Below are 12,926 nucleotides of genomic sequence, written 5' to 3'. Positions count from 1 at the left end.
CTAAACCCGGAACCAGTCCAGGCACCCCAGGGGCAGGATGGAGTTGCTGACGAGGAGCGCGCCGTTTTGGTAGAGGGCGGTGGTGTTGCCGCCCTGGGAGAGGTCGACGGCCCAGAGCTGGTTGTTAGGATCGCTCCAAAGGAGCCGGGCGCCTGATTGCTGGATGGCGGTGAGCGCCTCTCCGGGAGTAACGCCGGGGCGGAACATTACCATGACGCTGTCCTGACCCGGCGCCGGAAGGGCGGCGAGGGGAGCGGCGACGACGACGGCGAGAACCAGGGCCAGGGGCGAGCTCATCACCCGGCGCCCGCCGGTGGGACGGCGACGCAGAAACAGGCCGGCGACAAAGGGAATGATGCCGAAGAGCGCGAGCCAGAGCAGGTCCCAGAACAGGGGATTGTCCACATCCATGCGGATGCGGTGAATGCCCAAGAGCCAATGGGAGAGGACGGCATCGATGATATGCCAGGTGCCAAAGCCGAGGAGGGCCATGGCAAGCAGCAGCCGGTCGGCGCCCGGTTCGGCAAAGGCCTGGCGCGAGCGCCACAGCAGCCATAGGCCAATGGCGGTCACGATATACATGAGCAGGTGGAACAGCCCGTCGGTCATCACCAACACGCGCAGGTCCTGGCGGGCCTGTTTGAGCCCGCTCAGCAGATGGTGCCATTGCAGCACCTGATGCAGCAGGATGCCGTCAAAGAACCCGCCGAGCCCGAAGCCGATGGCAAAGCCGGCCCAGCCGAGGCGCCCACCCAGGTTCCTGCCTTCGGTTGCCGCCATCGCCTGTGCCATTCCTTGCCTCCGGATTTGAGAGTGGCTCAGTAAGTTGCGCGGCCACCCGACAGATCAAACACCGCCGCCGTGGTGAAACTGTTTTCCGCCGACACCAGCCAGGCCACCATATTGGCGGCTTCCTCGACCTCGAGGAACCGGCCGCGCGGAATGCGGCTGAGCATGTAATCGATGAACTCGGGCTTGAGTTCATCGAGGATGCGGGTTTTGGCCGTTGCGGGGGTGATGGCATTAACTGCGATATTGTATTTGGCCACTTCCTTGCCCACGGCCTTGGTCATGCCGATGACACCAGCCTTGGCAGCGGCATAGGCGGCGGCATTGGGATTGCCTTCCTTGCCGGCGATGGAGGCGATGTTGACGATGCGCCCGTAATTGCGCGCCTTCATGCCCGGCAGCACCGCGCGATTGACGTGGAAGGCCCCGTTGAGATCGATATCGATCACCCGGCGCCATTCATCGAGCTCGTATTCGTCGAGCGGGGCGTTCTTGCCGGCAATGCCGGCGGAATGCACGACAATATCAAGGCTGCCAGCGTCCCGCTCGACCTGGGCGACGGCAGCGGCCACGGCGTCGTAGTCGGTGATGTTGAGGGTGATGGTGGAGGTGGCGCCGCCCAATGCGGTGCGCGCCGCTTCCAGCAGTTCGCTGTTCATGTCCCACAACCACACGCGGGCGCCCGAGGCGACCAGCCGCTGGGCAATGGCAAAGCCCAACCCTTGCGCCCCGCCCGTCACCACAGCCACGCGTTCGCGCAAATCGATCTGGTTCATGCCTTGCTCCTCCGGCTTGTTTGACCCTCCCAATTCCCTCCTTGCGGCACTGGCTGTCAACACCCGGCAGGGGCCGTCCACTGTCTGCTGGCGTACGCAACGGGAAGGGGCGGCGGATGGGGTGGAGGGGATAACCCTTCGTCTGTCAGTCCGCGTGAATGGTTGAGAGACGTCGTTTGCTCTTGACCCAGGATGAGAGCCAATGAAACTGCAGCAGTCCACCATCCTCAACCGTCTGCTCGCCCTGCTTCCGGTCGCCGAGTTTGCGGTGATTGCGCCCCATGCTCGAGCCGGTTCAACTACCGCTGCGCGCGGTTCTAGCCGAGCCCGACCAGCCGGTGGACCACGTGTATTTCGTGGAGCGCAGCCTAGGCTCTATCCTAGCAACTTCCCCCGCGGGGCAGCAGGCGGAAGCCGGCATCTTCGGGCGGAAGGGCCTTGCGCGACGGCGCTGGCCCGTGGGCGCCGACCGCACCATCATGCGCTTAGGCGTCAGGCGGGCAGCAGCCAGCGCAACGATTGCTGCAATTGCTGCTTGCCGTTCTGCTCGAACCAGCGGCCATGGGCAAAGATCACCCGTTCCGGATCCAGCGCGACCAGCCGCGCCGCGGCCGCCGATGCCGCCGCACCACCGGCCTTGAAGGCGGCACGCGCATAAACCGGCGCCTTGCCGTCGGGCGCGGCCGAACCCACCAGCTTGGCGCCGATCTTCATCAACGGGGGCAGCTTTTCGGGCTCCACATTGACCACCAGATCGGTGAGCACCAGGCTGTGCGAGGCGCGGTGGAACAGGGCGGCTTCCGCAATCGCGCCGCCGCGCACCACCACCACTTCAATCTCGCCGTTCCATTCGCCAGGCGCCCCGTCTTCCAGAACCCGATCGAGCTTTAGATCGGCCTTTTGCACCGCCGGCCGCTCTTTGAGGGTCGGGGCACCCCAGGAAACGACGCCGGGATAATGCTCCTGCCATTCCTTCATGAATGACCAATGCACGGTGTTTGGCGCCACCAGATGCCCAATGCGGCCGATTGTCTCCAGCCGGGCGCGCAGCTCAAAGCTGAACTGGGTGGGTGAATGGAGCACCAGCTCCCCATTGCCAAGCCGGATCACCGTCATGCGCAGGGGAATGGGCATGCCGGCCAGATGCATGGGGCCACTATCGACGATCCAGAGATCTGGGGCGACGGGCTTGGGCTCGTTGATGGGCAGATAAGCAACGCTCGTCATGCGGACCTCCGGAGTGGTGAGGTGGGAGAACGCCCCCGCGCCGCAAAGGTCGCGCCGCTTTACCTGGAGCACCTCAGCGCGGCGCGGGCGAGGTGTAAAGATCAACCAGCGCCTTGGCACGCTCGACCACGAGGTCGAGCCCTTCTTCATAGGAAGCGGAAACCTTGGTGGGCAGCAAGGCGCGGGTGGCCTGTTCGGTCACTTCTGCTGTCAGGATCTTGTCTGCTAGAACCACGATGACGTGCCTTTTGTAGTAAACCAGCAAGAACCCGACCCTTGAACATTGCGCCCGACAACGCAGAGGGTGGCTGGTGGTTTCGGCCGGTTTCTTGGGAAATCGAGAAAGTTTGCCGGGCGAGAGTGTTGACAACCCGGGAACCGCCGCCCAGCCTCGTTTTTTCTATGCCATTGGAAAATCACAACATTGGGGTGGCGATGAGGTGACCAGCGCGGCCGCTAGCCAGGACGTGACGGGTGGTGGCCACGCGCGCAGCGGTGTAGTAGCCATTCCCATCGCGCTCCTTTTGGAGCCAGGTTTCTCCCGCAAACGAGTATCGCCCTCGATGAATCCCGTTCTTTCCACCCGTATGGCCAGGCTGCGCGAGCGGATGGCTGCGACCGGCACCGATCTTGTGGTGATCGGCCCCTCCAGCCACATGCTGTATCTGGCCGATCTGTCGCCCCATGGCGACGAGCGCCCGGTGCTGCTGATGGTCAGCCAGAGCTTTGCTGGCTTTCTGATGCCGGCTCTCAATGTCGACAGCGCCCGCCAGCATACCGAGCTGCCGTTCTTCCCTTGGGCCGATGCGGAAGGCCCCGACGCTGCACTGCAGCAGCTGCTGGCGGCGACGGGCGTGCCGCGCAGCGGCGCTTCGGTCGTGCTCGATGAAACCATGCGCGCCGATTTCGCGCTGCTGGTGCTCGATGCGCTGCCGGGCGCCCAGCGCCGCTTCACCGGCGATACGGTAAGCTATCTGCGCTCGCGCAAGGACGAGGCGGAATATGCCGCGCTCAAAGCCAGCGCCGTGCTCAACGACGCCGCCATGCTCGCGGGCTTTGCCGCGCTGCGGCCCGGGATCACCGAGCGCGAAGTGGCCGATGTGATCGGGCAGTTCTACAAGGACCATGGCGCGGCGCGCGAATTCACCAGCATCTGCTTTGGCCCCAATGGCGCTTTCCCTCATCACCACACCGGCGACACCCAGTTCAAGGCGGGCGATGCGGTGCTGATCGATACCGGCGCCCGCATCGGCGGCTATCCCTCAGACATGACGCGAGTGGGTTACCTCGGGACGGCGCCCGACGGGTTTGACGAGATCCATGCCGTGCTCGACCGGGCGGTGGAGGCGGCGATTGCCGCGGCCACGCCGGGCGTCCTGGCGCGGGAGGTCGACAAGGCGGCCCGCGATGTGATCACCGCGGCTGGCTACGGCCCCAATTTCCTGCACCGCACTGGGCATGGGCTGGGGATCGACATCCACGAAACGCCCTACATCACCGCAACCTCCGACACGGTGCTGGAAAAGGGGATGGTGTTTTCCATCGAGCCCGGAATCTATCTGCAGGGCCGGTTCGGGCTGCGGCTCGAAGAGATCGTCATCATCCGCAATGGCGTGGCGGAGATCTTGTCGGATCTGCCGCGCACGGCGATTGCCGGCGGCGCCTGAGCGAAGGGGCAAAGAAAAGGGGAGGGCGCCGGGCGCTCTCCCCATTTGGTCGGCACTGACGGCGCGCCTAGAAGGACCAGCGCACGCCTAACGTATTGGCATTGGCGCCTTCGCCCATATGCCCAAGCGTATTCCAGCCGCCCGAGCGGTGCTGCAGGCGCCAGAAAAATTCCATATCCGGATTGTCGTGGGTGGAGATGCTGAGCTCCGGGGCCATGTAGAACAGGAACGTGCTGTCGCCATCGCGCTTTAGCTCGCGCACCACTTCGACATCGAGCGGATTGGTGATCAGGGACAGCCCGCCGGTGATGCTGGCCGAGATCTTGATCTTGTCGGTGTTGATGAACCCGTCCGAGCGCGCCACGACGCCTGCCCACACTTCGCCGGCAAAATCGGGGCCCTTGCGCACGGCCGCGCCGCCCTCGAGTCCGAGGCGGAAGCCGTTTTCCTGCCCAAGGAAGAAGTGCTGATAGCCGGCGCCCAGCATATAGGCGTCCTGATAATCGGTGGCGATGAAGTTGAAGGTTTCGCCGACCGATTCGCTGGAATAAACGCCACCGAACAGGAACACATTGCCGTTCTTGTCGAGAGCGGGAACCTCCACTTCCTGGGCAAGAGCCGGCATCGCCAAAGCCCCCACAAGCAAGCTGCAAACCGCAAAGCTGATCACGCGTCCCAAACGAAAACTCCTTACTGCAAGCCTGGCTCACCCAGCATCTCAGATGGTTCGGTCAAAACCAAGGCAAATTACCCCCACCGGCATGCTGCCAAGGTCTTTGCCTGGCGTCCCGTTGCCATACCGTTACACACCCCGGCAGGGTTGATGCGGCCGCCACGGCACAGGCCGCTGCCGACCAATGGAGGCGGGTGTTACGGCCTTGGAGCCACCGGTCTAATGCCCGATGGTGAGTGGACAATAAAATACGCCGCCCCGCTGGCCTGCTGCTGACGCAAGGCTATAGTCGTTGTCTGCAGCAATCCTGACCTATCCTGTCTGGCGCAGGAGCTCAGGCCGAAATTCCTTGACGATGCGCACCGAACAACAAGGATGTTTTCATGAGTTTTCAGGCCCTCGTCACTGACCGCAGCGCTGATGGGAAGGTTTCCTCGGCGCTCCAGACGCTCACCGACGATCGCTTGCCCCAAGGCAATGTCACTGTGGATGTCGATTGGGCCGGGCTCAACTACAAGGACGGGCTGTGCCTGACCGGGGCAGGGGGGCTGGTGCGCAACTATCCCCATGTCGCGGGTATCGATTTTGCCGGTACCGTGCGCGACAGCGAAGACAGCCGCTACAAGGCGGGCGACCCCGTGGTGCTGACCGGCTGGCGCGTGGGCGAAGCCCATTGGGGCGGCTATGCCCAGCGCGCCCGCGTCAATGCCGATTGGCTGGTGCCGCTACCCAAAGGACTGACGACGCGCGACGCCATGATCGTGGGCACGGCCGGGCTCACCGCCATGCTCGCCATCAACCGGCTGGAAGCGGCGGGGCTAAAGCCGGACGCCGGCGAAGTTCTGGTCACCGGCGCGGCCGGTGGCGTGGGGACCGTGGCGCTGTCGCTGCTGGGTAAGTTGGGCTACACCGCCGTGGCGCTGTCGGGCCGGCCCGAGCATGGCGACAGCCTCAAGGCGCTGGGCGCTGCCAGCATCCTGGCGCGCGACGAATTCCTCGCCCAGCCCGACAAACCGCTGGAATCGGCGCGTTGGGCAGCGGCCATCGACAATGTCGGCGGCCCCATCCTCGGCAAGCTGCTCAAGCAGGTCAAATATGGTGGCGCGGTTGCCGCGATCGGCAATGCGGCCGGCATCGAGCTCAACACCAATGTGCTGCCCTTCATCCTGCGTGCAGTCTCGTTGCTGGGCATCGACAGCGTCATGCAGCCCTATGAGGCGCGCATCGCGGCCTGGTCCCGCATCGCCCAAACGCTGGATCTGGCCGCGTATGGGGCCATGGTCGAGGAGATCGGGCTTGACGGGCTGCCCGATGCGGCCGGGCGGATCCTCGCCGGCCAGGTCAAGGGCCGCGTTCTGGTGCGGAACCGCTGATCGATGACCCTGGTTATCGCCCACCAATACGGCGAGCGGCTGGCCGTTTCGGTGGCCGCCGAACTGCCCCAAGGCGTGCGCTTTGACGCCCTCGAGCCGACGCCGCACACCGCTTGGCAGGTGCCGCCTAGGGCTGACGTGCTGCTGGTCAGCCAGGACAGCGCCGCGGTAGGCCTCCATCCCGACATGCCTGAGCCCGCCGGCTGGCCGTTCAATTTGCGCTGGGTGCATCTGCGCTCCACCGGCATCGACAAATACCCGGCCTGGGTGTTTGCCGTGCCAAAGGTGACGGTGAGCCGGGGCACTTCGGCTGTGCCGATCTCGGAATATGTGCTGGCCGCCATGCTGAGCGTCGCCAAGCGCACTCCCGAGATCTGGACCGATGCGCGCAGTGTCTGGCGGCACCACCAGCTCGGCGAGTTGCATGGCAGCACGCTCGGGATCATCGGCTTTGGCGAGATCGGCCGGGCCGTTGCCGAGCGTGCGCTGCCTTTTGGCATGACGGTGCTGGCGACCCGCCGCTCGCCCGGCCCCAGCGGCATGGACGGTGTCGAGATCGTTTCGCTTCCAGATCTCCTTGGCCGCGCTGACCATATTGCCCTTTGCGCGCCGCTGACGCCGCAAACCCGCGGCATGCTCGATGCAGACGCCTTTGCCGCGCTCAAGTCCGGCGCCCATCTCATCAATATCGGCCGGGGCGCGGTGATCGACACCGAGGCGCTGCGCGCCGCGCTCGATGGGCCGCTGGCCTGCGCCACCCTCGATGTCACCGATCCCGAGCCGCCACCGGAAGGCCACTGGCTCTACACCCATCCCCGGGTGCGCCTGTCTCCGCACATTTCGGGCAGCTCGCCCGAGAGTAATCGCCGCACCACGGCGTTCTTCATCGCCAATCTGGAGCGGTTCATGCGCGGGCAGGAGCTCGAAGGTCTGGTCGACCCGTCCGAGCGCTACTGAGCGCCAGCCCGCTTATTCCCTTTCTCCCTCCACAAGGATGCACCATGCCCCAATGGCTCAAGCGCGGAAAAAACCTCGAGGAGCGCGCCGCCGCCGATCGGCAGGTGCGCAGCACGGTCGAAACCATCCTGGCCGATATTGAACAGCGCGGCGATGCTGCCGTGCGGGAACTGTCGGCGCGCTTCGACAACTGGGATCGGCCCGATTTCCGCCTGACCCCGGCCGAGATCGACGCCTGCCTCGCCCAGCTGACGCCGCAGGACCTGCACGACATCGAATTTGCTCAAACCCAGGTGCGCAACTTCGCCCAAAAGCAGCGCGCGACCCTGCAAGATCTCGAAGTGGAAACCCTGCCGGGCGTGACGCTGGGGCATCGGCATGTGCCCATCAACGCGGTGGGCTGCTATGTGCCGGGCGGCAAATATCCGCTGCTGGCTTCCGCGCATATGTCGGTGATAACGGCCAAGGTGGCAGGCTGCGCGCGCGTCATCACCTGTGCGCCGCCCTTCAACGGCAAGCCCGCCCCGGCGATCGTTGCCGCCCAGCACATGGCCGGTGCCGACGAAATCTATGTGCTGGGCGGCATCCAGGCGATCGGCGCCATGGCCATCGGCACGCAAAGCATCGATCCCGTCGACATGCTGGTCGGCCCCGGCAATGCCTTTGTCGCTGAAGCCAAGCGCCAGCTTTATGGCCGCGTGGGGATCGATCTGTTTGCCGGACCGACCGAAACCCTGGTCATCGCCGACGACACGGTGGATGGCGAAATCTGCGCCACTGACCTCTTGGGCCAGGCCGAGCATGGTCCGACCTCGCCGGCGATCCTGTTGACCAATTCGCTGGCACTTGCCCACGAGACGATGCGCGAGATCGAGCGCCTGCTGGGCATCCTGCCCACCGGCCCGGTGGCCCGGCAGGCCTGGGAGGATTTCGGCGAGGTAATCGTTTGCGATAGCTACGAGGAGATGTTGGCCGAGGCCGACCGCATCGCCTCCGAGCACGTTCAGGTGATGACCGATCGTGACCTCTGGTTCCGCGACCATATGAGCAATTATGGCGCCTTGTTCCTGGGCCCGCGCACCAATGTCGCCTATGGCGACAAGGTGATCGGCACCAACCACACCCTGCCGACCCAGAAGGCGGCGCGCTACACCGGAGGGCTATGGGTGGGCAAGTTCCTCAAGACCTGCACCTGGCAGGAGGTCACCACGGACGAGGCCTCGGCAGCCATCGGCGAATATGGCTCGCGCTTGTCCATGCTGGAAGGTTTTGTGGGTCACGCCGAGCAAGCCAATCTGCGCGTGAGGCGCTATGGTGGCCGCAATCTGCCCTACGGCACTGCCGCAGCGCCGCGCACTCAAGCAGCCGAGTAAGCCATGAAAGCCGTTATTGCCGAACTTGAACACAAGCGGGCCGGAGCCAGACTGGGAGGCGGGCAAAAGCGCATCGACACCCAGCACGGCAAGGGCAAGCTGACGGCGCGCGAACGGCTCGATGTGCTGCTCGATCCCGGCAGTTTCGAAGAATACGACATGTTCGTCACCCATCGCGCGACCGAATTCGGCATCGGTGAAACGGTGATCCCCGGCGATGGTGTGGTGACGGGCTGGGGCACGATCGAGGGGCGCCTCGTTTATGTGTTTTCCCAGGATTTCACCGTCTTTGGCGGCTCCCTGTCGGAAACCCATGCCGAAAAGATCTGCAAGATCATGGATCTGGCGATGCAGAATGGCGCGCCGGTAATCGGGCTCAACGACAGCGGCGGCGCCCGCATCCAGGAAGGCGTGGCTTCGCTGGGCGGTTATGCCGATGTGTTCTGGCGCAATGTGCAGGCTTCGGGCGCCATTCCCCAGATCTCGGTGATCATGGGGCCCTGCGCGGGCGGAGCGGTCTATTCCCCGGCGATGACCGACTTCATCTATATGGTCAAGGACACCAGCTATATGTTCGTGACCGGCCCCGACGTGGTCAAGACCGTCACCAATGAAAGCGTGACCCAAGAGGAACTGGGCGGCGCTTCCACCCATACCAGGATTTCCTCGGTGGCCGATGCGGCCTTCGAGAACGACATCGAAACCCTGCTCGAAGTGCGACGCCTCTTCCGCTTTCTGCCGCTCGCGGCCGGGCAGAAGCCGCCGCGCCGCCCGACCCAGGATCCGCTCAACCGCGATGATCCTTCGCTCGATACGATCATTCCAGACAGCGCCAACCAGCCCTATGACATGCGCGAAGTGATCGAGAAGGTTGCCGATGAGGGCGATTTCCTCGAGATCGGCAAGGATCACGCCGGCAATATCCTCTGCGGCTTTATCCGGCTCGATGGCCATCCGGTGGGGGTGGTGGCCAACCAGCCGCTGGTGCTCGCGGGGTGCCTCGATATTTCGGCCAGCAAGAAGGCCGCCCGGTTCATCCGCTTTTGCGACTGCTTTGAAATCCCCGTGCTGACCTTTGTCGATGTGCCCGGCTTCTTGCCGGGCGTGGCGCAGGAATATGGCGGCATCATCAAGCATGGCGCCAAGCTCCTTTTCGCCTATGCCGAAGCCACGGTGCCGCTGGTCACCGTCATCACCCGCAAGGCCTATGGCGGGGCCTATGACGTGATGGCGAGCAAGCACATCAAGGCCGATGTGAACTATGCCTGGCCCTCGGCGGAAATAGCGGTGATGGGCGCCAAGGGCGCCACGGAAATCCTTTATCGCTCGGAGCTGGGGGACAAGAACAAGATCGCCCAGCGCACGGCGGACTACGAAGCGCGCTTCGCCAACCCGTTCGTCGCCGCCGAACGCGGCTTCATCGACGACGTCATCATGCCCCACGGCACCCGGCGGCGGGTGATCCGGGCGTTTTCGACATTGAGGCACAAGCAAAGCCATGCGCCGCGGAAAAAGCATGGGAATATTCCGCTGTGAGGGGGGAACACCGGCGCGGCTCCCTCCCCCTCGCGGGGAGGGACGGGGTGGGGGGATGGATGGCCAAGCATCTCGCAAGGAAGCTCCGGCGCAACGCCACTTATGCCGAGCAGGATTTTTGGCAACTGACCTGGTCGCTGCGGCAGGCCGGCTGGCCATTTCGACGCCAGCAATTGCTGGGCAGCTACTATGTTGACTTCGCCTGCCTCAAAGCCGGTTTGGTCGTGGAGATCGATGGCGACACCCATGGATCCGACCGGGCGCAGGCAAAGGACGCGGTGCGCGATGACTATCTACGGGGCCGGGGTTTTACGGTTCTGCGGTTTACCAACGATGAGGTGACCAGCAATCCCGATGGTGTGTTCCAGGTCCTGAGTTCTTTTCTCGAAACCTTGCCATCCAGCCCCCCACCCCAGCCCTCCCCGCGTGGGGGAGGGAGCCGCGCCGGTGCACTGGACAGCTCCCACATGACTTCTGATGAGGACCAGCAATGACCATCACCAAACTCCTCATCGCCAATCGGGGCGAGATTGCTTGCCGCGTCATCAAAACAGCCAAGCGCATGGGGATAGCGACGGTTGCGGTTTATTCCGATGCGGACCGTGATGCCCTACATGTGCAGATGGCCGATGAGGCCGTGCATATCGGGCCGTCGCCGGCGCGGGACTCTTATCTCCAGATCGACAAGATCATCGCGGCCTGCCAGCAGACGGGCGCGCAGGCGGTGCATCCTGGCTATGGGTTCTTGTCGGAAAATCCGCGCTTTGCCGAGGCCCTCGAGGCCGCAGGCATCATCTTTGTCGGCCCGCCAGTCCGCGCGATCGAGGCGATGGGTGACAAGATCACGTCCAAGAAGCTCGCAGCCGAGGCAGGGGTGTCAACCGTGCCCGGGCATATGGGGCTGATCGAGGATGCCGAGGAGGCGGTGTCGATCAGCCAATCCATCGGCTACCCCGTGATGATCAAGGCTTCGGCGGGCGGTGGCGGCAAGGGCATGCGCATTGCCTGGACCGATGCCGAAGCGCGCGAGGGCTTTGAGCGCTCCAAGTCGGAAGCGGCGTCGTCCTTTGGCGATGATCGCATCTTCATCGAGAAATTCGTCACCGAACCGCGCCACATCGAAATCCAGCTGATCGGCGACAGCCACGGCAATGTGCTTTATCTCAACGAGCGGGAATGCTCGATTCAGCGGCGCAACCAGAAGGTAATCGAGGAAGCGCCGTCGCCCTTTCTCGATGAGGCGACGCGCCGGGCCATGGGCGAGCAGTCGGTCGCGCTGGCCAAGGCGGTGGGCTATACGAGCGCGGGCACGGTGGAGTTCATCGTCGATGCCGAGCGCAACTTCTATTTTCTCGAGATGAACACCCGCCTGCAGGTGGAACATCCCGTCACCGAGCTCATCACGGGTCTGGATCTGGTGGAGTTGATGCTGCGGGTCGCCGATGGTGAAGCGCTGCCCCTGACGCAGGACGAGGTGCGACGGGATGGCTGGGCCATCGAATCACGCCTTTATGCCGAAGATCCCTACCGCAGCTTCCTGCCTTCGACCGGGCGGCTGACGCGCTATCGCCCGCCCGCGCAAAGCCACACCCACGAGTTGGTGGTGCGCAACGATACGGGCGTGTTCGAAGGCGGGGAAATCTCGACCTTCTACGATCCCATGATCGCCAAGCTCTGTACCTGGGCGCCCACACGCCTGCAGGCCGTGGAAGCCATGGCGGTGGCGCTCGACAGTTTCGAGGTCGAAGGGGTGGGCAACAATTTGCCCTTCCTTTCCGCCGTCATGGACCAGGAGCGCTTTCGCGAGGGGCGGCTGACCACCGGCTATATTGCCGAGGAATTTCCCGACGGTTTTACCGGTGCGCAATTGCCACGCGGCCGGCTGATCGAGGTGGCGGCAGCGGCGGCCATGCTGCGGCTGACCGAGGAGGACCGCAAGGGGCTCGTGTCCCATTCCCCCATTGGCGGGGCGGTGGAAGTCTATGGCGAATGGGTGGTGGTGATCGAGGGCGAACAGGTGCCAGTCAAGCTGCACCGGCTCGATCCGGCCGGCAGCTGGGAGCTTAACCTCTTTGATACGGCGCTGACCGCCGCAAGCTTTGCCTGGCAGCCCGGCGACAGCCTCGCCACCATCGAGTGGCCGACCGGCGAAACGGCAGTGCTGAAGGTCGAGCCGACCACATCGGGCTGCCGCATCCGCTATCGGGGGGCCGACCTCAAGCTTTTGGTGCTGCCGCCCCATGTCGCGGCCCTGCTCAAATACATGCCGGTCAAGACGCCGCCCGATATGAGCCGCTATCTGCTCTGCCCCATGCCCGGCCAAGTCGTGCGCATCGACGTGGCCGAGGGCGAGGTGGTGGAAGACGGCCAAACTCTGGCCATCGTCGAGGCGATGAAGATGGAAAACGTGCTTCGGGCCGAAAAGCGCGCCCGGGTCAGCAAAATCCACGCCGCTCCCGGCGCGGTGCTGGCAGTGGACGCGGTGATCATGGAATTCGAGGCGGTGTGATGCACATGCAGGTCTGGACTGCACCGCTGCCGCAATTGCCGCCGCC

12 protein-coding genes are annotated in these 12,926 nt (G+C 64.3%); 7 read left to right on the top strand and 5 right to left on the bottom strand.

Going from position 1 to position 12,926, the window contains the following annotated elements; all coding sequences use genetic code 11:
* The 4 genes from AC3YOG_RS10990 to AC3YOG_RS10975 all read right to left on the bottom strand — a co-directional run bounded on the left by AC3YOG_RS10990 (window position 1) and on the right by AC3YOG_RS10975 (window position 3,057).
* On the bottom strand, window positions 1–792 hold the full coding sequence (locus tag AC3YOG_RS10990; RefSeq protein ID WP_489935085.1) for a DUF2243 domain-containing protein: 792 nt from the start codon (window positions 790–792) through the stop codon (window positions 1–3).
* A 26-nt stretch (window positions 793–818) separates the two neighbouring features.
* Entirely contained in the window at window positions 819–1,565 is a 747-nt protein-coding gene (locus AC3YOG_RS10985) for an SDR family NAD(P)-dependent oxidoreductase (protein ID WP_489935084.1), read from the bottom strand.
* Window positions 1,566–2,057: 492 nt separating this feature from the next.
* Window positions 2,058–2,792, bottom strand: coding sequence for a DUF4336 domain-containing protein (locus tag AC3YOG_RS10980; protein ID WP_489935083.1), 735 nt, complete (start codon window positions 2,790–2,792; stop codon window positions 2,058–2,060).
* Between the two features lie 73 nt (window positions 2,793–2,865).
* On the bottom strand, window positions 2,866–3,057 hold the full coding sequence (locus AC3YOG_RS10975) for a hypothetical protein (RefSeq protein WP_127752452.1): 192 nt from the start codon (window positions 3,055–3,057) through the stop codon (window positions 2,866–2,868).
* Between the two features lie 298 nt (window positions 3,058–3,355).
* Between AC3YOG_RS10975 and AC3YOG_RS10970 the strand changes: the two genes are divergently transcribed.
* The gene (locus AC3YOG_RS10970) at window positions 3,356–4,459 is read left to right on the top strand and encodes a M24 family metallopeptidase (RefSeq protein ID WP_489935082.1); all 1,104 of its coding nucleotides are present in this window, start codon (window positions 3,356–3,358) and stop codon (window positions 4,457–4,459) included.
* A gap of 67 nt (window positions 4,460–4,526) precedes the next feature.
* Here AC3YOG_RS10970 and AC3YOG_RS10965 read toward each other — a convergent pair whose 3' ends face one another.
* The gene (locus tag AC3YOG_RS10965; protein ID WP_489890373.1) at window positions 4,527–5,084 is read right to left on the bottom strand and encodes a hypothetical protein; all 558 of its coding nucleotides are present in this window, start codon (window positions 5,082–5,084) and stop codon (window positions 4,527–4,529) included.
* A 431-nt stretch (window positions 5,085–5,515) separates the two neighbouring features.
* Here AC3YOG_RS10965 and AC3YOG_RS10960 point away from each other — a divergent pair, with 431 nt between their 5' ends.
* From AC3YOG_RS10960 to AC3YOG_RS10935, 6 genes are read left to right on the top strand one after another with little or no spacing between them, the layout of a single operon-like run.
* Window positions 5,516–6,505: an oxidoreductase gene (locus AC3YOG_RS10960; RefSeq protein ID WP_489935081.1), complete on the top strand. Its 990-nt coding sequence runs from the start codon at window positions 5,516–5,518 to the stop codon at window positions 6,503–6,505.
* A 3-nt stretch (window positions 6,506–6,508) separates the two neighbouring features.
* Window positions 6,509–7,462, top strand: coding sequence for an NAD(P)-dependent oxidoreductase (locus AC3YOG_RS10955; RefSeq protein WP_489935080.1), 954 nt, complete (start codon window positions 6,509–6,511; stop codon window positions 7,460–7,462).
* A gap of 44 nt (window positions 7,463–7,506) precedes the next feature.
* On the top strand, window positions 7,507–8,835 hold the full coding sequence (gene hisD / locus AC3YOG_RS10950) for a histidinol dehydrogenase (protein WP_489935079.1): 1,329 nt from the start codon (window positions 7,507–7,509) through the stop codon (window positions 8,833–8,835).
* A 3-nt stretch (window positions 8,836–8,838) separates the two neighbouring features.
* Window positions 8,839–10,371, top strand: coding sequence for an acyl-CoA carboxylase subunit beta (locus AC3YOG_RS10945; RefSeq protein ID WP_489935078.1), 1,533 nt, complete (start codon window positions 8,839–8,841; stop codon window positions 10,369–10,371).
* Window positions 10,372–10,430: 59 nt separating this feature from the next.
* The gene (locus tag AC3YOG_RS10940) at window positions 10,431–10,865 is read left to right on the top strand and encodes an endonuclease domain-containing protein (RefSeq protein WP_489935077.1); all 435 of its coding nucleotides are present in this window, start codon (window positions 10,431–10,433) and stop codon (window positions 10,863–10,865) included.
* On the top strand, window positions 10,862–12,880 hold the full coding sequence (locus tag AC3YOG_RS10935; protein ID WP_489935076.1) for an acetyl-CoA carboxylase biotin carboxylase subunit: 2,019 nt from the start codon (window positions 10,862–10,864) through the stop codon (window positions 12,878–12,880). Before AC3YOG_RS10940 ends, AC3YOG_RS10935 begins: the two co-directional genes overlap by 4 nt.
* Window positions 12,881–12,926 lie beyond the last annotated feature (46 nt).

Source organism: Devosia sp. Z6_126, assembly GCF_058133495.1.
Note: the sequence above shows the minus strand (reverse complement) of the source record. Positions and strands in the feature narration are given on the sequence as shown.